Raw genomic sequence first — 24880 nt, 5'->3', positions numbered from 1 at the left:
GGAATCACCTCTCTTGGATGTCATTCCTTCATATTCAACAAGCGCGGTCCTTGTCCCTTCCTGTCATCCCTTCTCCGAACCCAGCATAACCCCTTTCGCAAAATACTTCTGGGCAAACGGATAGATGAGCAGCACCGGAATCATGGACAACACAATCGTAGCGTTCTTCATGGCCTGCGGCGCCAATGCCGAGGAATCGACCAGGCTTGCATTATTGCCGCCTTCACTGAATATCAGCATGTCCCGGAGCACCACCTGCAGCGGATACATGTTGGCATCATTCAGATAAATCATGGGGATAAAGAAGCTGTTCCAATGCCCCATGAAATAAAACAGCCCGATGGATGCCAGTGCAGGCTTCGAGAGGGGAATCACGATCTGGAACAGGATACGGTATTCAGACGCTCCATCCACAACGGCCGCTTCACGCAGTGATTCGGACATATTTTCATAAAAGCTTTTTAAGATCAGAAGCTCAAAGGTCCAAATCGCATTCGGAAGTACAAGTGCCCATACGCTGTCAATCAGCCCTAGTTCCGACACAATGAGATAATTAGGGATAATTCCCGGATTCAGAAACATGGTCAGAATGATGGCCATCAAAAAGAAATTGCGTCCGAACATATCCCTGCGCGCCAGCGGATAGGCTGCTATGGCTGTCAGCAACAGATTGATTGCCGTTCCGAGCGCTGTGTACATCAACGTGTTCAGATAAGCCCGCGGAACCCGATTATCCGTAAGAACCTGGGCGTACGCCTCCAGATTGAACCCTCTGGGAAACAACGTAACATGGCCTTGCACAACCTCCGAGGTTGAACTGAGTGAAACCGCCGTAATGTAAATGACCGGATACACCGTCACGACGGCCAAACTGAGCAGAATCAGTGTATTGATCACATGAAACAGGGAGATGTTTCTGAGTCTGAACCGCTTGCTTACCATAGTCCGCTCCCTCCCAATCTCTTGCTTAAATAGTTGGACGACAGGAGCAGGATCATAGCCACCAGCGCCTCGAACAGCCCAACGGCAGTCGCATAACTGTAATTCGCTTCCAGAAGTCCTTTGCGATACACATAGGTGGAGAATACGTCCGCCACCTCATAGGTCATCGGGTTGTAGAGCAGCAGCACCTTCTCATAGCCGATGCGGAGCATCGATCCGGTCTTCAGAATGAACATGATAATGATGGTAGGCATTATGGCCGGTATCGTAATCCTGAATATCATATGGCGCCTCTTCGCACCATCGACTTTGGCTGCTTCGTACAAGGAAGGACTGATCCCGGCGATGGCAGCCATATAGATAATCGCTTCGTACCCGACGTTAGCCCAAATATCCGAGGACACATAGATGGTCCGGAACCAATTCGGATCGATAAGGAAATATTTCTTCTCAAACCCGAGGGAGGCCAGAAGCTGATTCAGGATGCCTTGATTGGGCGAGAGAAAATCGATAATCATGCTGCTGATAATGACCACGGACAGGAAAGAGGGAAGGTAGCTTAGCGTCTGAACCGACTTCTTAAACCATTTGATCCTCACCTCGTTCAGGAGAATTGCCAAAATGATCGGGAACGGAAATCCGAAGATCAGATTGTATACGCCAAGCAGCAGGGTGTTCTTGAACAGCATCCAAAAATCAGCGCTGCCGAAAAATTTCTCGAAATGCTTCAGTCCCACCCAATCACTATCCAATATGCCGGTGAACACGCTGTAGTCCTTGAAGGCAATGATCATGCCGTATAGCGGCCCATATCGGAAAATGAGGTAAAAGAGCAGGCAGGGAATCAGCAATATCAGAAGCTGTCTATCGCGTTTGATACGCTGAAAAGCTGCAGTCGTTCGCTTGGCAAATCCGGCACGGGGCCGGGCATTACTCGTTTTGGTGCCTGCACTGGCCATGGGGTAACCTCCTTAAAGCTGAAGGGGCAGCATCGGTATAAGAACGGATGCTGCCTACGAGCAGCTTTATTCTGTCTTCATTACTTGGATGCATTTGCCTCATCAAATCGCTTCTGTGCGTTGTTGAAAATTTCGACCAATTGGGAAGCCCCTTGCTTCTCGGCCGCTGCCTGCCATTGCTGCCACTCGGCATCTCCATAATTCTTGTTCAGAATGTATTTGGAATTGAACTCATTCGCCGATTTGTTGAGCGCGGTATGAAGCTCGGCAATCTTCGATGTTTCCTCATCCGTAAAGTTCAGGATGGGATCGTACGGCTCAAAGTTGCCTGCATTCAGGCGCTTATCCTGCGCTTCCTGCTCCTTCTCCGTAAAGTTGTAATACACACTGCGTTTGTCGGAGTTTACATACATCCCCTGCAGCCACAATCCATAACGGTCCTCCAGCACTTTAATGTCCACGAGCGGTACATCGGTAAGCTCCGGATAAACCGCCTTATCGCCTTCGATCTTGAATGTCTCTCCTTCAACCCCCATCGTGACAAGGGTCGCACCCGACGGGCTTGTTAAATAATCAAGAAGCTTGAGCGCTGCTTCCTTGTTATCGTTGTTGGCTACAGCAATACTGAAACTGTTGTCGATCTTGGGCAGCGTAGCCCCGTTGCCTGTCGGTCCAACCGGCGTGCCGTAACGGAGATTATAATTCGGGTTCTGATCCTTAATCTGGTTGTAGAACAGGTCGAGTCGGCCGATCCAGTCAAAGGTTACGAAGGACTTGTTGCCGGATGTCATCTTGGCTGTCCAGGACTCATCCGTATCCGTCAGAAATTCAGGGTCCATCAACCCTTCGTTGTACAGCTTCTTCATGAAATCAATCATCTCTTTATGTTCCGGCTGGATGGAGGCATACTTCCACTGCTTGGATGCCTCGTCATAATAAGTAGGATAATCTTTGCCTCCAAGCCCCCATCCGTAAGACCAATCACGGAAGATGAACTCTTTGGTTTTCGAAGCGTAGGGATAGGAGTCCGGATGGGCTTCTTTCAGCTTTTTCAAAGCTTCATAGAATTCTTCCGTCGTGCTCCATTCTTTTATCCCAATTTCATCAAATACATCCTTGCGGTACAGAAAACCGTGATTGACGTCGCGGTTGATGTTGGCAATCGGCCAGGTGTAAATATTGCCCTCTTGATCGCCGAAGGACGATATGACCCACGGATTCTCCTCGACATACAATTTCTTGAAGTTTGGCAGCATATCGATGTATTCATTGATAGCCACGACCGCATTTTGCTGACCGATCTTCTTGAGTTCCGATGGCGTAAGCCCGTGGAATACGTCCGGGAGCTTGCCGGAGGCCACCGTCACTCTCAATTTATCAGCGAAGGTTGCCGGTGAATATGCTTGAAAGTTCACCTTGATTCCCGTCCGTTTCTCTATTTCTTTGGCAATGAGGGAATCATTCAAATTGGTCTTCTCGCTCGCAACCATCCACGTAATCGTGGTTGGTTTATCCACGAGCGGAAGCGCAAGCCCGCCGGTATCCCCATATTGGTCAGGATTTGCCGGTACCGAAGGAGACGGTGCCGTTTCTTCGCCCGCTTTCGGAGCGGCCCCTTTGTCTCCCCCGCTGCATGCTGCCAGCATCGAAACGATGAATGTGAACACAAGTACCATACATAGCCATTTTTTTGTCATGTGCTTACCTCCTCTAAATCTATTCTTTGTCATTGAATTCACTGACTGAACCTGTGTGCAATCGCTATTCTACCCCCGTCATTCTTCTCGTCTTTTCTCGCCTGCTGTATTCTGCTGACAACATGTTCAATGCAAGATACTCCCTATCACTCCTCCTCAAGTTGTGAACTCCCTATCCCAAACAGGGAATATTCTAAAATGGTTCAGGCAGCTGCTGCCGATTCTCCGGCACGTCTTTTTCCACCCATCCACATCATAAAAACGCTTCCATCATTCGTAAAGCAGTGTATTTCTGCGAGATGCTGTTTTTTTCCGCTTTTTGAGGTCCGAGCGCTGAAAACCCGCACAGCATCAAGCTTTATTAACATGTGGAAAATGCTAAAGCGGTAGAAATAGATAAAAAAATAGAGGGATTTCATAACGAAATCCCTCACGGAGCATGTTAAATTTCTTCTCTTCTTCATCGTACATTTACGGGGCAGAACACTTAGGGAGTTCTATTGCAGCGGGTCACAGAGGATGTAAGTTCACTCAGCCGGTAGATCTTTTTTTGCTTTGGCACCCTTTTCCCTCAGTTTCTTGCCTTCCTTGCCGTACAGGTCCTTCAGGATTTTTTTCCCTGTCGGTGTCTGTGCAAGTCCGCCCTTCGCCGTTTCCCTATGCTTGGACGGCATGGCCGTGCCCACTTCCAGCATCACGTCAATCACTTCATCGGATGGAATGACACTGCGTACGCCGGCAAGCGCCATGTCTGAAGCTGCCAGTGCCGTCACGGCACCGAAGCCGTTGCGCACGATGCAGGGGATCTCCACCAAACCGCCGACCGGGTCACAGATAAGCCCGAGGGAATTCTTCAGTGCGAGGCCTACAGCATGAACGGCCTGCTCAGGCGTGCCGCCCCGCAGTTCTGTCAAGGCTCCTGCTGCCATGCCGATGGCCGAGCCGACTTCCGCCTGACAACCGCCCTCAGCACCGGAAATAAAGGAATTGTTGGCAATCACATATCCGATCGCGCCTGCACTGAACAGCCCCATAACCAGGTGCTCGTCATCCCAGCCGAACCGCTCCTGGGTACTGACAAACACTCCGGGAATAATGCCGCATGACCCCGCAGTCGGTGTAGCCACGATGCGTCCCATTGAAGCATTCACTTCCGATACAGACAAGGCATAAGCCAGTGCCGTACAAGCATCGGTGCCCAGCGCGGGTACGCCGCTGCTCATATACTGATGAACACGAACCGCATCCCCGCCGGTCAGCCCGCTTTTGGAAGGGACCGGTTCATGAATTCCCCGGTGGACCGCTTCCTTCATGATGCCATAGTAGTCGGCCATCTGCTTGAATGTCTCTTCCTCGCTCTTGCCGGTCTCCTTGATCTGCTCCTTCAGCATGAGCTGGCCTATCGTAACCTGATCCTCCCGGCAGCATGCGATAATCTGCTCCAGTGTAGAGAATTTCATGACTGTACCTCCTCTGCGGTCAAATCCGCAACTACGACGCGATGCACACTCGGCAGTCCTTCAATATGCTTCATCAGCTCAACAGGAACCGCCTCATCCGACTCGACTACCGTCATGGCATCGCCGCCCCTTCCCTTACGATCCACATCCATATAGGCAATGTTCACGCCGCCGCCATCCAGGAGTCTGGTAATATGGGCGACCATGCCCGGCGTATCATCATGGAAGACGAGCAGCACCGGATAATTCATCGTAAACTTGACGTCAAAACCATTCACGCGCAGCATCTCCACACTGCCTCCGCCAATGGAAGCGCCTGCAATGATATCGGTATGCTCCCCGTCTTTCAGTCTTAACTCCACGGTATTCGGATGAAAGGCCACATTCTGTGCGGTCCTGAACTTGAGTTCGATGCCTGCCGCTTCGGCAAGTTCAATGGAATTCCGGATGCGCATATCGTCCGTGGCAAAATCGAGCAATCCGCCCACGACAGCCAGATCGGTGCCGTGACCGCGGTAGGTTTCAGCAAAAGAACCGTAAAATACAATTTCCGCCTGATCGGGGAACGCTCCAAATATGCGCCGCGCAGCTCTCCCGATCCGCACGGCCCCTGCGGTATGAGAGCTGGACGGCCCTACCATACTGGGCCCAATAATAGAAAATACATCTTTAAACCGCATGCGCGATTCCCCACTTTCGACTATTCTGCCCTCATTGTATCAGTCCGCGAGCCATCTTTCCAAGTGCTCTTGAATAAATTCATCATCGTTCAAATGCGGATAGTCCCGGTAAACTCTGTCAATCTCCGCGGATTGGCCCGAAGACAGCGTTTCATGCGGATTCAGGCACCATGTGCCTCGCAGCAGCCCCTGTCTGCGGAGCACCTCATGAATGCCTGGAATGCAGCCTGCAAACTGATGCGCAGGATCGAAGAAGGCTGCATTGGAATCCGTGACCTCGGCATTACGGGTCAGCCATTCCTTGGCAAGGTGGTCCTGTCCGCGGGCTTCCTTGATCTCTTCCAGCAGTTTCACCGCTTTATTCGTCCAAACCGCCCAGTGACCAAGCAGGCCGCCGACAATCGGCTTGGTGACCATCGTTCCGTTCACCCGGAACCGATACGTTGTCAGCAGATCGTTAACGATGTTGTCATCGTTCCCCGTATATAGCGCAATATCCTCGCTGCGGCTTGAATAACAGACGGCACGAACGACGTCAATCGTCTGGTAGCGGTTGAAGGGAGCCATTTTGATAGCAACGATATTCGGAATTTCAGCGAATGCTCGCCAGAAGTCGAACGAGAAGATATTGCCGCCAACCGATGGCTGAAGATAGAATCCGATCACCGGCATGATGCTCGCAATTCTCTCCGTGCGCTCCAGAATGTCCTCCTCGCTCCAGCCGTTTAAGCCGCCCATACTGAGAAGAACCGCATCATAACCAAGCCTGCGAGCAACCTCCGTCTCCTCCACCGCCTGTTCCGTCGGACCACAGACTCCGGCCACCATGATAAAGGGTCGAGCAGGCGCAGCCTTGCGAATTTCCTCTGCTGCAAGACGCAGCACCGGTTCATACAGATCGATGCCTTTGTCTCGAATCTCGAATTGAGTGGAATGAACACCAACCGCAACACCTCCTGCACCGGAGGCGGCATAATAGCGGGTTAATGCCCGCTGGCGACGTTCATCCAGCCTCCGGTTCTCATCCAAGGCAAGCGGGTGCGCCGGAATAACGAGTCCTTCATGAAGGGCCTTCAGCTTCTCGGGCGCCAGCTGCTGGGCTGTAGGGACCTGTCCGCTCATTAGAATTTCCCCTTTCTCTCTTGGAAGTGAGTCGGCTTATTCCAGCTTTCGCCGCCGGATAATACCCATTCAGCGGTCCAGTCCAGCATTTGCAGTAAAGACACCCTCGGATAACCGAACAGCTGGTGAGATTTCGAAGCATTGTTCAGGAGCGCCGTCTCGGACTCGATACCCGTAAAGCTCACTTCCTTGCCCATTCGTGTGGCCAGTTCCTGCGCCGCCCAGCGGATCGACATCGTCTCCGGTCCGGTAATGTTAATGATTTCGGGCGGCGTGCTGCAATGCAGGAGTGAGCGGAGCGCCATTTCGTTGGCATCCCCCTGCCATATCATATTCGCATGCCCCATCGCAAGGTGAATCGGACGATCCTCATGGATCGTTTTGGCCAATTCATGAAGAACGCCATAGCGCATATCAATCGCATAATTCAAACGGTACACCGCCATCGGAGTTCCATTCTTGTGAGAGAAGTACTCAAAAACGCGCTCTCTTCCCAGGCAGGACTGCGCGTACTCTCCGACCGGCTCCGGTGCCACGGATTCGTTGACTCCGCCGCTGCTCACCACTGAGAACGGATACACATTTCCCGATGAGAACACCACCATGCGGGATGTCTTGAATTTCTCGGCCACCCGGCCCGGCAAATAGGCATTCATCGCCCAGGTAAAATATTCACGGCCCGTTGTGCCGAATTTATTCCCTGCCATGTAGACCACATTGGCAGCTTCTGGCAGCTGCTGGAGCTCATCATCGTTCAGCAGATCGCATGAAATGGTCGCTACGCCCGCCTCTTCCAATTCGCGTCTGGCTTCGGCATTGCTAAACCGGGACACCCCGATGATCCGCTTGCTGCCACCGCCTTCACGAACGGCATTAGCCGCAAGTCTCGCAAGGCTTGGGCCCATTTTTCCGCCGACGCCCAGCACAAGGATATCGCCCTCCAAAGACGCCAGATCGGTAACAAGCTGCTCTGATGGCGCAGCCAGCTTTGCTTCTAATTCCGCAACGGTTAACATCAACAATCTCCTCCTCCGATATGTGATTCCCCTTCATCATACGGCCCTACTCAATATAAAGACAAATCTTTTAATCGTCTTTAAATAAGATTGGTTGATGCGAGATGATCTCCGGTTGTCTCCTTCTCGGGAGAGGTTTTATCGTTAGGTTCTTCGCAACAAGTACAGAACCCCTTATCCATGCATGAAAAAAAGCTCCCTGAGCTCAGGGAGCAAACGAAATGTTCAGCACAATATATCGAAGTACAAAGAAGGCAATAATGAAGGATGCTGCCAGTCCCAGCAGCGTAAAGATAAAGATTTTCTCAAAGCGGGAAAACTTAGCTTTCGTTCTCGTACTCTTCAAAACCATCACCTCATCTACCATTATAGCGCATTTATGATAGCTTATTCCAGAAAGGTGAACCGGAAGATTTGTCTGGGTCTCCCCCGCGGCACCTTCTCGATCCCCGCGATTTTGACCAGATCATTGTCCGTCCACAGCTGGAGCAGCCGGTGTGCACTCCGAACGGTAATGTCCAGCAGATGGGCAAGCTCATGGACCTTGTATTCGTATTTACCCGAGCGTGCGCGCTGGTTCAGCAGTTTGCTTAAATAGGCGCTGGTCATGCCTGCGTCCTCTGCCCGCTTGATCAGCTCCGCATCGGTAAAAGACAACACCTCCTGCACCGGATCGGCCATCTCCAGCGGTCCAATCAGCGTTCCATCTTCCCGTACGATGAAGCAGGCGTTGCCGCCCACCTCCTTCGCTTTGCGCATCGCGATGCGTGCGTTAGTCCCCGCCAGACTGGCCGATTGGCCGAAGCCCATGCCGATGCTGAGCGAAATGCCGTAGGTTTTGTTCACGTCTTTGGCCAGGGGAATGGTTTTGTAGCCGCCGGTTTCCCGTTCGAAGATGCCCCGCGTTGTAAAAAACAAATACTCATCCCCGCCCAGATGGGTCAGATAACCATCAAGCGACTCCACATAATCCAGCACCATTCGGTGGATGTCCAGCTTCAGCTTCTGGACTTCATGCTCATTATTCCTTCGCAGTGCCTGGGCGCCGAAATCATCTATATTGATCATGCCGACCACAATCTGGCCCTCCCGACTCCGGCGGGAGGCCGTAGACAACAAAGCCCGTTCCAGCGATACCACAATATCCTGATCGGAAGGCAGCAGCCATTCATTCGGTATCCCGAGCTGTGTCAGCTCATCGGCTACAGACTCAACCCCGGTAAACGCAACAGAACTCGTGCCGGATTCATATTGAGACCGGTGAAAGGCAATCAGGCTCTGCTTCGGGGCATAGGCAGGCCCATCGTATATGACAGCCTGTACAGCAGGAATGCCCAGATCCTTCATGGTCCGAACCACCATCGCCTCTGTTAACGTATCCACCGATATTCCTCCTGCAAGCCTTCCCCTCTGTCCGGCATAAAACAGGGCTTTATACAACCCCGCGTCCGTAACGGGTACATAATGAACCGGAATTTCGACTTGGCCGAGATCCTTCACCTTGCGCTGTGACAACGGATCCGAGAGGAACATTACCTCGACCTCGCTTCCGATTCGTTCAGCCAGGGCAGGTGCTTCAGCCTCATCCTGAAATACAAGCGGCACAGGGTCAAAGGAAGGAAAGGTTTCAATGACCTTCAAAATCTTGTCAACGATCGTCTGGGTTCCAATAATGCCGATACGGATTTGCTGGACAGGGGTACGGTTACGCTCTGTCATGATTCCTTCACTCCCATCATTCCCATTTCCGAGAAGCCGCATGGGGCAGGCAGGCACGGATACCTAAATCATACCCGCAATCGGAAATTTGGCAAGTGAATGCAGCCCCCCATTCGTAAACTCACCCCTGCACCAATCTGGTGATTCAGTCCAGGCGAACACGATAAGGAAACAACAAACAGCGCTGCCATGCTTGTCCCCCAAGTTTCAAGTGGACCGACATGATCAGCGCTGCTTTTATGGAATCAACCTATATTAAGTTTGTTCTTCGTGCATGACGAATTGAGCAATGTTTTTGCTGTGGTCCCCGACACGCTCCAGGTTGCTCAGAATATCCAGATATACCGCTCCGGAGTTGCCTGTGCACAGATTCTGGTTCAGACGCTGAATGTGACTCTTGCGGAATTTGACCTCCATCTCATCCAGTTCCCGCTCATAATCCAGTACCTCCTGCGCCGCAGTCACATCATTATGCTCCAGTGCGGCAAGTGCCCGTTCCACCGCCTTGTCGGCAAGGGTGAGCATCTCTTTCAATTCACGCCCGGCTTCTTCCGAGAATTCAACCTTTTTATTAATGCTGAATTCAGACAGCTCTACGATGTTTTCCGCATGATCGCCAATCCGCTCAATATCATTCACAAGCTGGAACCAGCCGGAGGCTTTCTCCGATTCACCCTCGGGCAGGCCGTTCTGCTGCTGGATTTTCACCATATAATCGGTAATTTTCCGATTCAGTTCGTTAATGAGCTCTTCCTTCTGCAAGGCAAGCTCCCCCACTCGGGATTCCCTGCTGAAAAAGAAGGTTGACGCATCATTAAGCGTCTCACGGGCATACTGCCCCATGCGTAAAATCTCATGCTGGGCTTGTCCAAACGCAACCGCCGGCGTCGCCAGCAAGCGTTCATCCAGATAAATCGCCTTGAATTCAATCTCCTGCATTTTGCCCGGAATAATCTTGGTTACCAGCCATGCCAAAGCCGGAATTAATGGCAGGAAGATCAAGGCATTGGTTGTATTAAAGATTCCGTGTGCGTATGCAATCTGCATCCGGATATTGACGCCTTCGCCAAGCCACAGGACCAGGGAGTGCACGGGGACCAGCAGAATCATAAAGATAATGGCTCCAATGACGTTAAAAATAACGTGTACCAGCGCTGTGCGCTTCGCTGCAACCGTGGCCCCGATGGAAGCCAGCACCGCTGTGATCGTTGTGCCGATATTATCGCCAAACAGGATCGGCAGCGATCCCTTCAGACTGATCATGCCTTCATCAGCAATCGTTTGTAATATACCGATGGTGGCGCTGGAGCTTTGGACAATCATCGTGAATACAGTACCTACAATAAGAGCCAATAAAGGCTGGTCCTGCAGCTGGATCATAAAGTCCGTAAACGCAGGAAGCTCGCTAAGCGGCTTCACGCCGCTGCCCATGGTCGACAACCCCAGGAAAAGGGTCCCGAAACCAAAAACGACTTGGCCAATATATTGAAATTTCTTCTTGTTAAAGAAAAATAAAAAGAACGCACCTACTGCAATAATAGGCAAAGCATATTCTTCAATCTTGATTCCGACGATAAAAGCAGTCATGGTTGTTCCGATATTGGCTCCCATGATCACGCCGATTGCCTGCTTAAGCGTCATCAATCCTGCATTAACCAACCCGATGGCCATAACGGTTGTTCCCGATGAGGATTGGATAAGAATCGTAACCCCGACCCCAACCAGCACGCCCAGCACCGGGTTGGATGTATATTTCTCCAGCAACCCGCGCATCTTGTCTCCTGCCGACTTCTGCAGCCCGTCCGACATATATTTGATGCCGAATAGAAAAATACCCAAGCCGCCTACAAACTTAAATAGGATGTCTTGCCAATCCAAGAGATAAATCCTCCTTCTGATGTTACACACGTAGTAAGGTTATAAAAAACCCTCTAATAATTTAGCACAATTTCCAGATAAGATATACCTATCTAAGTATCGACATATTACGGGAGGGGCAGACCTATTTCGACCGAGGTACCCCGCTCTTCCTCGCTCCGAATGACAATTCGGCCATGATGGCTCTCCATGATCCGATGGACAATCATAATGCCAAGACCGTTGCCGTCCGGCTTGGTTGTATGAAACGGCTCCCCGATCCGCTGAAGCACTTCCTCCGTCATGCCGGAGCCGTTATCTGTAAAGATCACGCGCTGATAACCCTCCTGCACATCCAGGCGAATATGAATATTGCCGCCATAAGGCAGGGCTTCCATCGCATTTTTCAGAATATTAAGAAAGACCTGCTTAATCTGGTTCCGGTCACACAGAATCACTGCATTCTGCACAAAACATTGGGTCATCTCAATCCCGCTGAGTTCCGCCTGAATCGCAAACAGATGGAGCACCTCTTCCAGGATTTCGCCGCAATCCTCCTGCTTCAATACCGCAGCCTGAGGTTTGCCCAGAATCATGAACTCCCCGACCATCAGATTAGCGCGCTCCAGCTCGGACATGATCAAGTCATAATGGCGGAGCCGGGCATCCTTATTGGCCAACTGCAGCATTCCCTTCACGGTTGTAAGCGGATTGCGCACTTCATGGGCAATACTTACGGCAACCTGACCGGCAAACACCAGCTTTTCCGTGTTGCGCAGCACCTCCTCGGTTCGCTTCATCTCCGTAATATCCCGAAGGGAACCCACAACCCGCATGATCTGCCCCTTCCGGTCATACGCCGGCTGGACGTCGAGGATATAGTGGTTCACATTCCCGGATATTTCGAGCGAGAGCTCCTCTCCGATGCAGACTTCCTGCCTCTGTATCACCCGCTCATAATACTCGCCAATCGGCTTGATTCCGAACACCGAGCGGCTCACATAGTTCGACCGGTCCCGGTCACTCCGATCTGGGCACAGCAGACTCAGACAGTGTTCGTTCATCTCCAGAATCTGACCCTGGGCATCCGTAATAATGACACCGTAATGGTTCGTGCCAAGGAGCACTTGGTTCAAGGTCTGCAGCTGTGTATTCTGTTTGCGGGTAACCATCTCCCGCTCCAGGGAATCGGCCATGGTGCACAGCAAGGCATGAAGATGCGGGTGAACAAATTCCTTGTTTGTCATCAAAGAAATGGTCCCTATAATCTCCTTGCCGCTCTCGCCATGAAAGGGTGCCGAATAACAGGCCATGCCGTGAAGAATCTGATGAAAATGATCCTCTCCAATTAACGTAAACGGCCGTTTGTAGTTAAGGCACAGATCGATCGAGCTTGGGCCATCTTCCGCGCAATAGCCGCTGCCCTCGACGATACCCAAATACCGGGCCGTTTCAATGATGGTCGGGTCCCCGGCAAAATCAAGAATGAATCCTTCATTATCCGTAATCGTAATCAAGACGGGGTTCCCGGATCCGGAAGAAAGAAACTTATTTACGAATGCTTGTATCACTTCGATGTATTCACTATATTTTGCACGCCTGACGGCCAATGCTTCATCATTCAACCGATGAGTATGTGTTGGAACAAGCTCCGGGTTCATCCCCTTGTCTATACACTGCTGTTTTGCCTGCCGAATGATCTCCTGATCGGTTATTTCACCAAATGGTTTGTCCAAAATCACATACCCCTTTTTATCATACTGCCACTTTAATGTCATTTCCGTCTATTCTATCACTTTTATCGGCAAATGGAGCCCGGCAGTAAACCCAAGAACATCACACCCATGCCAAGCCTTCATCTTAGCACTATCAGGACTTGCTGAACAGGCAGTCCCGTATGTCTGTCTTCAACCACGAAAATATAAGGAGCCGACCAAGATATGAATCTTGATCGGCTCCTTGTTATTGTATAGGTCACATGATCCTTATTGGTTCAAGAGGAACTCTTCACCGGCAATGCCAGGGGAAGTCATATGATACGGGTCCAAGATGACCCGGATCTGATCCTCTGTCAAAAGCCCCTGCTCCAGAATAATCTCCTTGATGCCTTGGCCCGTCTTCTGCGCTTCCTTCACCAGCCTGGATGCCACATCGTAGCCCAGATGCGGATTCAATGCCGTAATAATGCCGTAGCTGTTATCCACGAAGTACTTGCAGCGTTCCTTATTCGCTTGAAGGTCGACTATCAGGTTCTTGTAGAATACATCCATCCCGTTCTTCAGGATTTTGAGGGAATGCATCAAGTTGTTGGCCGCGACCGGAACCATAACGTTCAGCTCGAATTGTCCGGCCTCGCATGCCAGACTGATCGTGTGGTCGTTGCCGATCACCTGGAACGAAACCTGGTTCATGACCTCGGCCATAACCGGATTGACCTTGCCCGGCATAATCGACGAGCCCGGCTGTCTTGGAGGCACGTTCAGCTCGTTCAAGCCCGCTCTCGGCCCGGAAGCCATTAACCGGATATCGTTGCACATTTTCGAGAAATTAACGGCACATACTTTAAGCGCAGCCGACAATTCCATGTACGCATCCGTGTTCTGGGTAGCATCCACCAGATCCTCGGCTTGCTTCAGGGAGAAGCCCGTCTGCTCAATCAAATGCTGAACGACGCTGTGCATATAGTCCGGCGTAGCATTCAGCCCCGTTCCCACAGCCGTGGCACCCATATTCACAACTAACAAGCCTTGTGCCGCCCGGTCGATCCGGTTGATGTCACGTGTCAGCACATTGGCATAAGCCCCGAATTCTTGTCCAAGGCGGATCGGTACCGCATCCTGCAGATGCGTGCGCCCCATCTTGATGACATCGTCAAATTCCTTGGCCTTGTCCTGAATCCCGGCAACCAGTGTGCGGAACACCCCCAGCAAATCCTGAGTCAAGCGGTAGGACGCAATGCGAATGGCTGTCGGAATCGCATCATTCGTAGACTGTGACATATTGACATGATTATTAGGATTGCAGTAGAAATACTCAGCCTTCTGTTTCCCCAAGATTTCCAATGCGCGGTTCGCCAACACCTCATTCATATTCATATTGATCGAAGTGCCCGCCCCGCCCTGAATGGAATCGACAATGAATTCGGAGCGAAGATTGCCCGCAATAATCTCATCTGACGCCTCGATAATGGCGCTTCCTATCTTTTTAGGAAGCAAGCCAAGCTCCATGTTGGCCAGGGCCGCTGCTTTTTTTACTTCTCCGAGAGCAGAGATAAGCTCGGCGTGAATCGGTACCCCGCTGATCGGGAAGTTCTCTACCGCCCTGACGGTATTAATGCCGTAATAGGCTTCCACAGGAAGCTGTTTTTCCCCCAGAAAATCCTTTTCAACCCGAAACTGCATATCCATGGACAACATCACCATCGCCTTTTGATTATTTTGTATCGTGCTTGTCACCTGTTATCATCCAGCTTGCCCGGATATATACAGAATTCTGCCTTCTCACTGGAAATCCTCTATAGCTTACGCGTTTTGTTAGAGAACATTGAATAATATGTGTGAGTGCGCAAAAAAAGAGGCTTTCTCTAAGTAGAAATACCCAGAAATAGCCTCTCTTACCCATCATCCTCTTATTCGGTTGATGGACATCCTTACGAAGCGTACACAGACTACACAAGGGAGGTCGTTCGATACGGCGGAAAACCAAGCGAGATCACCGCCCCTCCCTCTTTACGATTGCCTGCCGTAATCAGCCCGCCGCAGCGCTCCACGATGGCACGGGCAATCGCCAGCCCCAGGCCGGATTCGCCGTTCTTCCCTTTAACAAACCGGTGGAACAGGAACGGAAGCAGCTCATCGGATATGCCCTCTCCGTCATCGGAAACGGTAAGCACCACCTGGCCTTTTTGGATGCCGGCTTGAATGTAAATATGCTTGCTTGCATGTCTGGCCCCATTCGAAACAATGTTAAGCAGCGCTTGCAGCAGCTTGTCACGGTCAGCGCACACAATTAACGATTCGTTCTCCCCATAAGAAGGATGCACAAACAGCCCTTTTTTCACCAAGACCGGATTGATTCTCTCAATGGTTTCCTCCACAAGCTCCCTCAGGTTGACGGCTGTAGCCTTGAATATGTCATCCTCGCTGTCCAGCTTAGCCAGAAGTGTCATCTCGGTCACGATATTTCTCATCCGGCCGCTCTCGCTCATAATGATCTCCAGCCCTTTGCGGATGTCCTCCCCTTCAAACACCCCGTCCCGAATTCCTTCCGCATATCCGGAGATGGACATAAGGGGCGACTTCAACTCGTGCGAAGCGTTCTGGAAAAATTGCTTCTGGACATGGTTGTACCGCTCGAGCTCACCTGCCATTTCGTACAGAGAGTCTGCAACAACGCCGATCTCTCCGCTTGCCGTAACACGCTCTACCTCGGAGAACTGGCGCTGCTTCACCTTCTTCAATTCTTCCCGAAGCAGCATGAGCGGCTTAATCAGCCGTTTGGTAATGAATAAGCTTAAGATAAACATCATCACAGCCCCTACGCCAAAGACCAGCATTAAACGGCCAAGCAGCGCCTGCTCAATCGCCTTGATCTTGCTGACGGGGGTAAGCAGCGTTAATGTTCCCTGAGGCACCGTCGTGACCTCCGTGAGATACGCATCGTTGTTCATAGCGGCTTGAAAGGATACCGTCGAGAATTCCACCGGTCTTATCGGTGCAGTGTCATACGGATAGGCTGTGACCGTTTCCCTTGGAATCACTACATTTCCTTGAGTATCCTGAATAATAACTTCCACATTCGCCATCCGGCCAGCCGTATAACCTGTAACGGCTATCGGCGTACTATCGATCGGAAGACTCTGGGCGGCAGCCGTCTCCAGCTTGGCCGAGAGCTCGGCGCCAATGGACTGCATGTCCTTGCGCTGCGTTCCGATAAAGTGATCCAGCAGCACGTAATGAATGACAACGGCTGTAACGGAAAGCACAAGTATTAACGATAACGCAAAAGCAAGATTGATCTGATGCACCAGCTTCATATCGATGATTCCTCCCCATCCGCTCTCATTCGGTATCCATGTCCCCATATCGCCTCAATCGGCAGCTGCTCCACCTTCTTGCGAAGACGTTTAATGAGATGATCCACCGCCCGGTCGCTTCCGAAATAGTCGTCGCCCCACACGGAGGTCAGCAGTTCATCTCTTGTAAACGCACGATTGGGATGCTCTACAAATACTTTCAGCATCTCGAATTCTTTGTTGGTCATCTCCACTTCTCCCCCGTTCCAGAACACACGTCTCTCTTCCAGCATCAACTGCAGACGGCCGTTGCTAAGCTCCGGGGACGCTGCCGCAATCCTGGCATTACCCTCTACATGATTGAATTTATACCATCGGTTGAGCTGCCGTTTGATTCGGGCGATCAGCTCGCGGGGGCTGAACGGCTTGACCATATAGTCATCGCTGCCCAGCTCAAGCCCCAGTATTTTATCGACTTCACTATCCTTGGCCGAGATCATAATGATGGGGACCTCAGCTTCCGCGCGTATCCGCCTGCACAATTCGAAACCGTCCATGCCGGGCAGCATAATATCCAGCACCCACATATCTGGCGGGTTCGTTCTCCACATCTCCCAGCCTTCCTCTGCTGTTCCAAGCCCAACGGTCCGGTAACCCTCCTTGCGCAAATAAGCCTCCACCAAATTTCGTATATGCTGATCATCGTCGATCACGGCGATGAGATAATTTTGATTCATATATAGTACCTCCGAATTCATCTCCTCTCAGTATACCAAGCGTCGTGCGGCGAATGGGGAATGCCATTATTTTTCCACAAATACACCAATGTTCTGCCAATGCTGACCCGTACACTGGGTACTGTAAGACAAACCAACCCGATAAGGAGTGTTAAACCATGAAACACAGATTATTTGGCAAACTCGCACTATCCGCAGCCCTGCTTGGTGGAACAGCAGCTCTTCCAGTCCATGCCTCAGGTGCTGATACACCAGGCGACGTTTCAAGTCAAACAGGGAAAAGCGCGCCTGCTGAGACTATTGAGATTGCAGCCGTCCATACCCTGCCGAACCCGCTGGAATTGGCAGAGAAATACGCCCCGGAAACGGTTCAGGATTGGAAAGAAACCCTTGAGAAATACGGCAAGCTTGCTGGTGCTGAGGGAACATTTCAGTTCGCGGCGACAACAGCCGCCGCCACGGTTCGGGTTAACGATGACTCGAAGCCGGGTGAAGTAAAGGACCCCGTGGAAGCTACAATTTCGTTCAAGGCTACACCGGCCAAGGATATCCAGGAGTTAATCGACAGCGGTGAGATCAAGGAATTCACAGCAACCGGGGTCAATGACGTTGGGATGCCTCCTGAAGGTGTGACCATTCAAAGAACGGAAGCTGTAAAAGCAGGGGGCGGCGAGGCTCCATCTAGCTTTGTACCAGCCGGTGTAGAAGGTACAAAGGCAGTGAAAATCAGCGATGAGGATCTGGCTTTCATTCATGGAAGAGTAGACCTCTTCAAAGCTGCGGATTCCAAGGATTCCGCCGCCATTCAAGAAGCGCTGACAAAACTGCTGAACCAGTACAAGGAACAGATCACCAAGCTGGAAGCTGAAGCGAAATAACATACAACGGTTAAGTACAATCGGAACTTACAACACACAGGCGGCAAACGCCCGATATACTTAACAAAACAACCCTTGCCGGTGCCGCGGCAAGGGTTGTTCGTGCAGGCTCTGTTTATTTTTGCGCCATGGCCTTCATGAGTTTTACGGCTGAACGTATACGCGGACGCTTTAAGTTCTCCTCCACATAGCGGTAATCCGTTAAGATCACCTTCGCATCCCGCAGTCCGTATGCAAAATCGTCATCGAACAGAAGCCGATACTCCCACACCCGCTTCTCCCAATTCGGAATATTCGCCAGCATCCATGCATCCTCGGCTCCCGGGTGGACATAGGTTTCGCTAACCCCTTCAGGCAGTCTGTACAGCTTATCGATCAGCGATTGCTTGAAGCTGTCATAGGTCTCCCCTTCGACAACAGGGAACGGATGCGAGAGCAAATAATCCGGAATCGGCACCCCCAGCATATCGGCAAGACTGGAGGCAAGCGCGACCGGACGCTCGATATTCGATAAAGAGCTAAGCAGGGGATCCTCCGGATGAATGTAACGGAATAACCGTGCAGGAAGCCGCCAGCGCGAAGTCTTCCACAGCATCTGCGGAATAAGACTGCGCCCCGTCTCCATCCCATACAGACTGCCCATGTGATTATCAACATGGCTCACAGGAATGCCAGCCTTGCTCGCCCGCTCATACTGCGCGTCCAGCTCTTTCAGCACGGCCCCTGTCTCCGCCTTCTGTTCAAACTCCTGAACCGTCGCGTATTGTTGACCGCTCTGGTCATGCAGGGATGGATGACCGGTCAAGCTGCTCCATCGCAGCGCCTCGAATTCGCTTGTCATGGTCAGGTGCAGTCCGACATTGGGCTGGCGCCGACGAGCCGTCCAGGAAGCAGCCTCTTCAAACCCGGGGGTCACCGTCATGATGGTGGCAGAGGAAGCCTTGTTCTCCTCCAGCAGATGCTGAATCGCCTGGTTCATAGCTTTGCTCTGCCCGAAATCGTCACAATTGATGATCAGCCTTCGCTCCATGGTCATGTTCGCCTCCTATGGTTTTTGAGAATTCGATTCTGGTCAGGAAGGATAACAGGAAGGAGATGATCAGCAAGCACAACGGAACGACACTGATCAAGTACCTGAAGGTTGATTCCGGATCGCTTCCCGGGTTGTCACCGCTCTCATATCCGAAAATCATGCCGACCACAAAGAACGCCAGTGCGGAAATCAATCCGCTGGAACGCGTAATGAACCCGCTGACAGCCGTATAGATTCCCTCTCGCCTTAGACCCGTCCGCTCCGCATCCTCATCGATGATGTTCCCGCTAACCATAGCCGGTGTTACCAGAAATCCTGCCAGACCGAAGCCCACGCCGATGCCGGCCAAAATGCCGCTGAGCAAATCGTATCCGAACCAGAGTGGAATAACGGATATACCGTACACCCCGAGCGAGAGTCGCCAGGCCTTCACACCATCCATCCTGCGGATCATCCAATACCAGACGAACACCAGCGGGATGACCGATACAAACACAGCCGCCAGCAGAATCGATACTTGGTCAACCGGAATCTGCAGCACATATTTGGCATAGAAGGGGATCGTTGAGCTTATCAGACCATTCACCGTCTGGGCGAACGAATTGGAGATGTTAAATACCCAGAACTTTTTGTTGCGCAAGGTTTCACGAAACGCCTGAACCAGCTTGAGCGGCTCGTTTGTGCTGTACACCTCCTGCTCCCGAACGCTCATCATACAGAGGAGCATGAATACACCAAACAACAGCGCATACAGAATTGCCATATTGGAAAAACCCAGGGCATCATAGATGATCGGAGTAAGCGCAGTGCCTATCAGCAAAGCCACTACCTGGTAGCCCTGCTGTATAGCTGAAGCCTTTGCCCGTATCCGGTCCCCGCGGAACAGCTCGGGAAACAATGCTCCATAATTAACCCATAACACGGTGGCTACAGCTTCATACAGAATAAGCGCAACCAAAAACCACATAAACAGTCCGTTCTGAGACAATCCTTCCGGTGGCGAGAATACGAGCACGAAGGTCAGCATAAACAGTGGAATCGCACCGAATACCCACGGCCTGCGCCGCCCAAGCCTGGTCTTCGTACGATCCGACCAATATCCCATGAGCGGATTGTTGACAGCATCCCAGATCAGAAATACCGTCCGCGCGAGGGATGCCAGCCCAATGCCAAGTCCCAGTGTGTCCACGTAAAAAAAGATATAAAAGGAGCTGAACGCCTGACTCGGAACCATCATGGCAAACATGCCGAGCGAATATGAATACGGTGAATTCCTCCAACTGCGCTTCATCCGTTTCCCTCCATCCGTTAAGGACGATTTGTTGTACAGTATTCGGCGCAAAGAACGATTATACCTGCTCATGCAAGGGAGGCCATGAGATCTTGTCGAACCGTGCAGGGCAGCGTCTCTCCTGCCGTAAATTTGGCTGATAATACATAGTTTTCTTGGCAATAGCCAACCCTTCTGTGTAAGGCCGTAAAACCACTCGGAAAGGATCTGTGCCATGGAACTCATCAAAGATCTTCTGGTAGTGCTCGGCAGAATTTATACCATCTATCCGCTGCTCTTAGCCGTTACCCTGTTTATGGGCCGTCGATCCGTTGCCGAGCTGCCCGTCTTTGATTACATCATCATTCTGTCCCTCGGTTCCGTAATCGGGGCAGATATTGCAGACCCCCATATCGAGCATATTCCTACGATCTTCGCCATCGTTGCCATCGGTGTCCTGCAAAAGATCGGCTCCGTCCTGCTCATTAAGAGCCGCCTCATCGGGAAATGGATGACATTCGAACCCATTATCGTGATTAAGGATGGGCAATTCCTTCATAAGAATCTGAAAAAAGCCCGTTATCCCATCGATAATATTTTGCAGATGCTGCGTGAGGATCAGATTTTTGATATCAACACTGTGGATATGGCCGTGCTCGAGCCGAATGGGACCTTATCCGTTCTGAAGAAAATGGAGAAGATGACCGTTACGCTAGAGGACTTAAAATTAAAGCGGCAGGATTCCGGCCTGTCCTACGCCATTATTAAGGAAGGGCGAGTTCAAACCATAACCCTCCAAAAGCTAAACCTTACAGGAAAATGGCTGGAGAACCAGCTCAGCGAGCGGGAGATCCTGCTTGATCAGGTGTTCTTCGCTTCTCTTGATGAACAGATGTCTTTAAACATCACCGTCTATGATAAGGAAATTCCGGTTCCCCCGCTGTATCATTAACGAGAAAAAAGCCCGGCGCAGCCGCCAGGCTTCTTCTTGTATTCCCTCTTATTGAAGAACGATTTTGATCGCATGGCCAATCGGCGGCAGGCTCTTGGTCATCACAGGGCTGTAATAACCAATGATCTCCGCATCGGCAGTCAAATCACTAGCTTTCATAGCTTTGCCATCTTTATGCTCGATAATCGTTTCAGGCGTCAGACTTAGGATCACTTCACTTGGTGATTGCTCCGTCAATCCTTGACCCTTGATCGTTACACGCAGGTTGCCGCCCTCTGCATTGATATCAGTAATCGCACCAGCGGTAGCGAGTTGTTCCTTCTCTTCCTTGTCCGACTTCACACTGATTTCATAAGCGTAGGTCTGCGGCGGCAGGCTCATGGTCATCGCCATGCTGTGAACGGCTTCAATCTCCATCCCTTTCGCAAGATCCTTGAGCTCGATCTTCTTGCCTTCCGCGTCGCGGATGATGGTGCTCTCGTCCACATTCAGAATGATGCCTTCCGTTCCCGTGCCGTTAATATGAACGGCCTTGCGATTTTCATTATGAATGACTTCCGTGATTTTGCCGCTGGTGGTTTCCTTCTTCACATCATCTTCCCCGGAAGTGATACTCACCTTCATACCATCGACCGCGACGCTAGCCCGGAGTACCTCGCTGAAGAAGTTAGCCGGAACATAGAGCGTGCCCTTCACATTCACCGGCGCAGCGCCGAGGGACTTGTACATTTTGTTTACCGCGTACTGATCCTTGCCTGTTTGCACGAGGGTCCAGATCGGTGAGCCCGGTTTCGTCAGCTCTGCAGAGCGATCCTCCTGATTCCAGTCCAGCTCAAATCCGAGTGCCTCGGACACGCTCCGCAGCGGAATCATGACCTGCTTCGCGTCTGTATTCATAAATCCAGCGCCCGTCACATCCTTGCCGTTGACCAGCACTCCATAATCCATGGCAGCCGATATCACAACCGGCTTCTGTCCTTGGCTTCCTCCAGCCTGGGGTGCCGCATAAACCGCTGCACTACCGGAAACCGCCATGGCTGCAACCATCAGTGTCACCGCTTGCTTCTTCCATTGTTTGTTCATGTTGATCATCCTTTCTAGGTGTCTTTCATTATCATGTACAACTATACTGACGGGCGTTTTTTGCCAAATGTTGCATTGAAACGAAAAAGAAACCCTACCGAGAACATACAAAAAAGCCGTCCGGAAGACTATACAGTCTTCCGAAACGGCCTCTTGCATGCCGGTCTATTTCGTTGATCGACATACAAACAACGGGTCAACAAAACTTCTGCAATATTCCTCCGCAATCTGCTCCGCACTATATCCCATATCCCGGAGATACAGAATAATGTCCGCCCGAGGCAGCGAGGCAAGCATGACGGATGTAAATTGTGAATCAACCGGCATCAGCGTTCCTTGCTCCGCCGCTTGGTCCAGAAGGCCCTTGATCTGCAGTCGCAAATACATGAAAGGTGGATGCTCACACAAAATGTTCTTGGTGTCTTCCAGCCGATCGGAACTCAGCATCACCCGCAGCCATTCCAGATCCTCATTGAAGTGAAGAATAACCTTCGTCATGACGGTCCTCAAACGGGCCGCAGCGGGCACATCCGCGCTATTGCGCAGGTAAAGGTCCAATTCCTCCATGAACCGGTCAATCTTCGCCTCCATGAGCGTAAAGCAAATTTTACTCTTGCTTGGATAGCGGCGGTACAAGGTGCCTTGACCGATTCCGGCGGTTTTAGCCACCTGATGCATCGACACGTCCTCGACGCCGTATTGGTCAAACAAGGCCTGAGCCGTATCCAAAATTCTCTGACCTAATTCGTCATTCTCTTTTGCCATTCATATATCCCTTTCTCTTTGAACAAACGGGAATCTTATGCGGCAGACTGTTCTTCTTCTACGGGTGAAGTTGTTCGTTTGACGAAGAAGCCCAGCACCAAGGCCACTATTGCAAGAACAAATCCGATTATAAAGGCGCTTTGAAGGCCTGCAATCATACTTTCCACCGGATTCATATCCCCGGTCGTCTCGACATAATTTTTAGCTCCTGATGACATGATACTGATAAAGAGCGCCATGCCAATAGCTCCGGCAACCTGCTGCAATGTGCTCATAATCGCTGTTCCATGCGGGTACAGCAAGCGCGGCAGCTGGTTTAGTGCTGTTGTCTGGGCCGGCATCATGACCATAGATATGCCAACCATCATCATAACATGAAGGAAGATAACATAACCACCGGTCCAGGAAGAATCCACTCTCGAGAACAGGAAAATCGAGAGGGACAACAGCACCAGTCCAGGAATAATGAGAACTCTCGGACCGAATTTGTCAAACAGCTTGCCTGATATCGGGGCCATCAGACCATTGACGATACCCCCCGGCATCATGACAAGTCCTGCCGCCAGTGCGGTCAAACCAAGTGCATTCTGCAGGAACAACGGCAGCATGATCATTGTGGAGAACATACTCATCATCAGCACCAGCATCAGCACCGTGACGAGCGAGAACATCGGAAACTTAAACGTGCGCATATCCAGCATCGGCTGGTCCATCTTCAGCTGACGCCATACAAATAGCAGCAAGCTGACCGCACCGGCGGCAATGAACCATGTGACCTTCGGATCAGACCAGCCGCCTTCACCGGCACTGCTGAAGCCGTACACAATTCCCCCGAATCCGACGGATGACAGAATAATGGAGATAAAATCCACCTTCGGCTTGGTGAGCTCTGTAACGTTTTTTAGATATATAAATGCAAAAACAATCGAAAATGCCGCCAGCGGAATGATGAGGAAAAACAACCAGCGCCAGCTAAGAGCATCCACAATCAGACCGGACAGCGAAGGTCCGATCGCCGGAGCCGTCATCATGACCAAACCGATCATTCCCATCGCTCCGCCGCGATTCTCAGGCGGATAAATGCTGAGGATCGTATTCATCAGAATCGGGATCAGCAGACCCGTTCCTATTGCCTGCAAAATCCGTCCGGACAGCAGCACGCCAAAGGTCGGCGAAATACCGCTGATCACGGTACCGATTAAGAACAGCGTCATAGCACCGATAAACATCTGCCTGGTGGTAAACCACATTTGAAGCAGCGCGGTTACCGGCACCAGAATACCGACAACCAGCATATACGAAGTGGACAGCCACTGAACCGTGGACTCCCCAATACTAAACTGCTCCATCAAGCTTGGGAAAGCGATGTTGAGCAGCGTCTCATTCAAGATGGAAACGAACGCGCCAATAATCAGTGCGGCTACAATCGGCCCTCTCTTTAACTTGCTTAAATCAATCTTGGCCGTACTTGGCCCCACTCCCATATCCAAGACCTTATCCTCCTTAAAATGATGTCTGCGGACAATTGTCCGATTATGCTTTTTAAATTCTAACGGACAATTGTCCGTAGGTCAACTGAAAATTTTCATTGAATTTTCAGGAATTGCAGCCATGCTGGAATTCCTGGGATTATGCGAATACACATCAGTAATTAGGACGCTCAAGAGTTAGGATTTTCAAGACCCTTATGGGTTAT

The 24880-nt window shown here is 51.1% G+C and carries 22 protein-coding genes; 2 read left to right on the top strand and 20 right to left on the bottom strand.

Annotated elements, in window-relative coordinates:
* Positions 1 to 63: 63 nt before the first annotated feature.
* From M2277_RS10360 to M2277_RS10290, 15 genes are all read right to left on the bottom strand, one after another.
* The gene (locus M2277_RS10360; RefSeq protein WP_006207879.1) at positions 64 to 942 is read right to left on the bottom strand and encodes a carbohydrate ABC transporter permease; all 879 of its coding nucleotides are present in this window, start codon (positions 940 to 942) and stop codon (positions 64 to 66) included.
* The gene (locus tag M2277_RS10355; protein WP_280754716.1) at positions 936 to 1901 is read right to left on the bottom strand and encodes an ABC transporter permease; all 966 of its coding nucleotides are present in this window, start codon (positions 1899 to 1901) and stop codon (positions 936 to 938) included. Before M2277_RS10355 ends, M2277_RS10360 begins: the two co-directional genes overlap by 7 nt.
* An 80-nt stretch (positions 1902 to 1981) precedes the next feature.
* A complete protein-coding gene (locus M2277_RS10350; RefSeq protein WP_280754715.1) occupies positions 1982 to 3598 on the bottom strand; it encodes an extracellular solute-binding protein in 1617 nt (538 codons plus the stop codon).
* A gap of 203 nt (positions 3599 to 3801) precedes the next feature.
* Complete coding sequence (locus M2277_RS10345; RefSeq protein WP_063478446.1) at positions 3802 to 4017, bottom strand: hypothetical protein; 216 nt, start codon at positions 4015 to 4017, stop codon at positions 3802 to 3804.
* Positions 4018 to 4125: 108 nt separating this feature from the next.
* Positions 4126 to 5058 carry an L-serine ammonia-lyase, iron-sulfur-dependent, subunit alpha gene (gene sdaAA / locus M2277_RS10340; RefSeq protein WP_063478445.1) on the bottom strand — a complete coding sequence of 311 codons (933 nt, stop codon included), beginning with the start codon at positions 5056 to 5058 and terminating at the stop codon, positions 4126 to 4128.
* Complete coding sequence (sdaAB, locus tag M2277_RS10335; protein WP_006207873.1) at positions 5055 to 5738, bottom strand: L-serine ammonia-lyase, iron-sulfur-dependent subunit beta; 684 nt, start codon at positions 5736 to 5738, stop codon at positions 5055 to 5057. The genes sdaAA and sdaAB overlap by 4 nt, the downstream gene beginning before the upstream one ends.
* A 39-nt stretch (positions 5739 to 5777) precedes the next feature.
* A complete protein-coding gene (locus tag M2277_RS10330; protein WP_006207872.1) occupies positions 5778 to 6860 on the bottom strand; it encodes a dihydrodipicolinate synthase family protein in 1083 nt (360 codons plus the stop codon).
* Positions 6860 to 7876 (bottom strand): NAD-dependent epimerase/dehydratase family protein, encoded by a 1017-nt coding sequence (locus M2277_RS10325; RefSeq protein WP_280754714.1) that lies wholly within the window; start codon positions 7874 to 7876, stop codon positions 6860 to 6862. The genes M2277_RS10330 and M2277_RS10325 overlap by 1 nt, the downstream gene beginning before the upstream one ends.
* Before the next feature lie 205 nt (positions 7877 to 8081).
* Complete coding sequence (locus tag M2277_RS10320; RefSeq protein ID WP_006207870.1) at positions 8082 to 8222, bottom strand: hypothetical protein; 141 nt, start codon at positions 8220 to 8222, stop codon at positions 8082 to 8084.
* A 41-nt stretch (positions 8223 to 8263) separates the two neighbouring features.
* A complete protein-coding gene (locus M2277_RS10315) occupies positions 8264 to 9595 on the bottom strand; it encodes a hypothetical protein (RefSeq protein WP_063478442.1) in 1332 nt (443 codons plus the stop codon).
* A gap of 255 nt (positions 9596 to 9850) precedes the next feature.
* On the bottom strand, positions 9851 to 11473 hold the full coding sequence (locus tag M2277_RS10310) for a Na/Pi cotransporter family protein (RefSeq protein WP_280754713.1): 1623 nt from the start codon (positions 11471 to 11473) through the stop codon (positions 9851 to 9853).
* 107 nt (positions 11474 to 11580) lie between these two features.
* The gene (locus tag M2277_RS10305) at positions 11581 to 13194 is read right to left on the bottom strand and encodes an ATP-binding protein (protein WP_100086467.1); all 1614 of its coding nucleotides are present in this window, start codon (positions 13192 to 13194) and stop codon (positions 11581 to 11583) included.
* Positions 13195 to 13437: 243 nt separating this feature from the next.
* The gene (locus M2277_RS10300) at positions 13438 to 14868 is read right to left on the bottom strand and encodes an aspartate ammonia-lyase (RefSeq protein WP_148248867.1); all 1431 of its coding nucleotides are present in this window, start codon (positions 14866 to 14868) and stop codon (positions 13438 to 13440) included.
* 251 nt (positions 14869 to 15119) lie between these two features.
* Positions 15120 to 16487, bottom strand: coding sequence for a sensor histidine kinase (locus tag M2277_RS10295; RefSeq protein WP_280754712.1), 1368 nt, complete (start codon positions 16485 to 16487; stop codon positions 15120 to 15122).
* Positions 16484 to 17203 carry a response regulator transcription factor gene (locus M2277_RS10290; RefSeq protein ID WP_036643968.1) on the bottom strand — a complete coding sequence of 240 codons (720 nt, stop codon included), beginning with the start codon at positions 17201 to 17203 and terminating at the stop codon, positions 16484 to 16486. Before M2277_RS10290 ends, M2277_RS10295 begins: the two co-directional genes overlap by 4 nt.
* 158 nt (positions 17204 to 17361) lie before the next feature.
* Between M2277_RS10290 and M2277_RS10285 the strand changes: the two genes are divergently transcribed.
* Positions 17362 to 18081, top strand: a complete 720-nt coding sequence (locus tag M2277_RS10285) for a hypothetical protein (protein ID WP_280754711.1) — start codon at positions 17362 to 17364, stop codon at positions 18079 to 18081.
* 115 nt (positions 18082 to 18196) lie between these two features.
* Here M2277_RS10285 and M2277_RS10280 read toward each other — a convergent pair whose 3' ends face one another.
* Together M2277_RS10280 and M2277_RS10275 are read right to left on the bottom strand one after the other, a co-directional pair.
* Positions 18197 to 19117 (bottom strand): polysaccharide deacetylase family protein, encoded by a 921-nt coding sequence (locus M2277_RS10280; protein ID WP_280754710.1) that lies wholly within the window; start codon positions 19115 to 19117, stop codon positions 18197 to 18199.
* On the bottom strand, positions 19083 to 20405 hold the full coding sequence (locus tag M2277_RS10275) for an MFS transporter (protein WP_036643975.1): 1323 nt from the start codon (positions 20403 to 20405) through the stop codon (positions 19083 to 19085). The genes M2277_RS10280 and M2277_RS10275 overlap by 35 nt, the downstream gene beginning before the upstream one ends.
* 214 nt (positions 20406 to 20619) lie before the next feature.
* Here M2277_RS10275 and M2277_RS10270 point away from each other — a divergent pair, with 214 nt between their 5' ends.
* Positions 20620 to 21336 carry a DUF421 domain-containing protein gene (locus M2277_RS10270; RefSeq protein ID WP_036643976.1) on the top strand — a complete coding sequence of 239 codons (717 nt, stop codon included), beginning with the start codon at positions 20620 to 20622 and terminating at the stop codon, positions 21334 to 21336.
* Between the two features lie 48 nt (positions 21337 to 21384).
* Here M2277_RS10270 and M2277_RS10265 read toward each other — a convergent pair whose 3' ends face one another.
* The 3 genes from M2277_RS10265 to M2277_RS10255 form a co-directional block, all read right to left on the bottom strand.
* Positions 21385 to 22419 (bottom strand): copper amine oxidase N-terminal domain-containing protein, encoded by a 1035-nt coding sequence (locus tag M2277_RS10265; RefSeq protein WP_280754709.1) that lies wholly within the window; start codon positions 22417 to 22419, stop codon positions 21385 to 21387.
* Between the two features lie 165 nt (positions 22420 to 22584).
* The gene (locus tag M2277_RS10260; protein WP_006207860.1) at positions 22585 to 23184 is read right to left on the bottom strand and encodes a TetR/AcrR family transcriptional regulator; all 600 of its coding nucleotides are present in this window, start codon (positions 23182 to 23184) and stop codon (positions 22585 to 22587) included.
* 35 nt (positions 23185 to 23219) lie between these two features.
* On the bottom strand, positions 23220 to 24668 hold the full coding sequence (locus tag M2277_RS10255) for an MDR family MFS transporter (protein WP_228029905.1): 1449 nt from the start codon (positions 24666 to 24668) through the stop codon (positions 23220 to 23222).
* Positions 24669 to 24880 lie beyond the last annotated feature (212 nt).

Source organism: Paenibacillus sp. LBL, from assembly GCF_029893715.1.
Lineage (GTDB): Bacteria > Bacillota > Bacilli > Paenibacillales > Paenibacillaceae > Paenibacillus_AQ > Paenibacillus_AQ glucanolyticus.
This window is presented reverse-complemented; position numbering and strand designations above follow the sequence as displayed.

Bases quoted from the DNA above. Each gene is read 5' to 3' on its own strand.
- M2277_RS10355 (WP_280754716.1), bottom strand. From the start codon at position 1,901: ATGGCCAGTGCAGGCACCAAAACGAGTAATGCCCGGCCCCGTGCCGGA.
- M2277_RS10275 (WP_036643975.1), bottom strand. From the start codon at position 20,405: ATGAAGCGCAGTTGGAGGAATTCACCGTATTCATATTCGCTCGGCATG.
- M2277_RS10290 (WP_036643968.1), bottom strand. From the start codon at position 17,203: ATGAATCAAAATTATCTCATCGCCGTGATCGACGATGATCAGCATATA.
- M2277_RS10270 (WP_036643976.1), top strand. From the start codon at position 20,620: ATGGAACTCATCAAAGATCTTCTGGTAGTGCTCGGCAGAATTTATACC.
- M2277_RS10315 (WP_063478442.1), bottom strand. From the start codon at position 9,595: ATGACAGAGCGTAACCGTACCCCTGTCCAGCAAATCCGTATCGGCATT.
- M2277_RS10345 (WP_063478446.1), bottom strand. From the start codon at position 4,017: ATGAAATCCCTCTATTTTTTTATCTATTTCTACCGCTTTAGCATTTTC.
- M2277_RS10280 (WP_280754710.1), bottom strand. From the start codon at position 19,117: ATGACCATGGAGCGAAGGCTGATCATCAATTGTGACGATTTCGGGCAG.
- M2277_RS10265 (WP_280754709.1), bottom strand. From the start codon at position 22,419: ATGAACAAACAATGGAAGAAGCAAGCGGTGACACTGATGGTTGCAGCC.
- M2277_RS10285 (WP_280754711.1), top strand. From the start codon at position 17,362: ATGAAACACAGATTATTTGGCAAACTCGCACTATCCGCAGCCCTGCTT.
- sdaAA (WP_063478445.1), bottom strand. From the start codon at position 5,058: ATGAAATTCTCTACACTGGAGCAGATTATCGCATGCTGCCGGGAGGAT.
- M2277_RS10255 (WP_228029905.1), bottom strand. From the start codon at position 24,668: ATGGGAGTGGGGCCAAGTACGGCCAAGATTGATTTAAGCAAGTTAAAG.
- M2277_RS10330 (WP_006207872.1), bottom strand. From the start codon at position 6,860: ATGAGCGGACAGGTCCCTACAGCCCAGCAGCTGGCGCCCGAGAAGCTG.
- M2277_RS10325 (WP_280754714.1), bottom strand. From the start codon at position 7,876: ATGTTAACCGTTGCGGAATTAGAAGCAAAGCTGGCTGCGCCATCAGAG.
- M2277_RS10360 (WP_006207879.1), bottom strand. From the start codon at position 942: ATGGTAAGCAAGCGGTTCAGACTCAGAAACATCTCCCTGTTTCATGTG.
- M2277_RS10295 (WP_280754712.1), bottom strand. From the start codon at position 16,487: ATGAAGCTGGTGCATCAGATCAATCTTGCTTTTGCGTTATCGTTAATA.
- M2277_RS10350 (WP_280754715.1), bottom strand. From the start codon at position 3,598: ATGACAAAAAAATGGCTATGTATGGTACTTGTGTTCACATTCATCGTT.
- M2277_RS10300 (WP_148248867.1), bottom strand. From the start codon at position 14,868: ATGTTGTCCATGGATATGCAGTTTCGGGTTGAAAAGGATTTTCTGGGG.
- M2277_RS10260 (WP_006207860.1), bottom strand. From the start codon at position 23,184: ATGGCAAAAGAGAATGACGAATTAGGTCAGAGAATTTTGGATACGGCT.
- sdaAB (WP_006207873.1), bottom strand. From the start codon at position 5,738: ATGCGGTTTAAAGATGTATTTTCTATTATTGGGCCCAGTATGGTAGGG.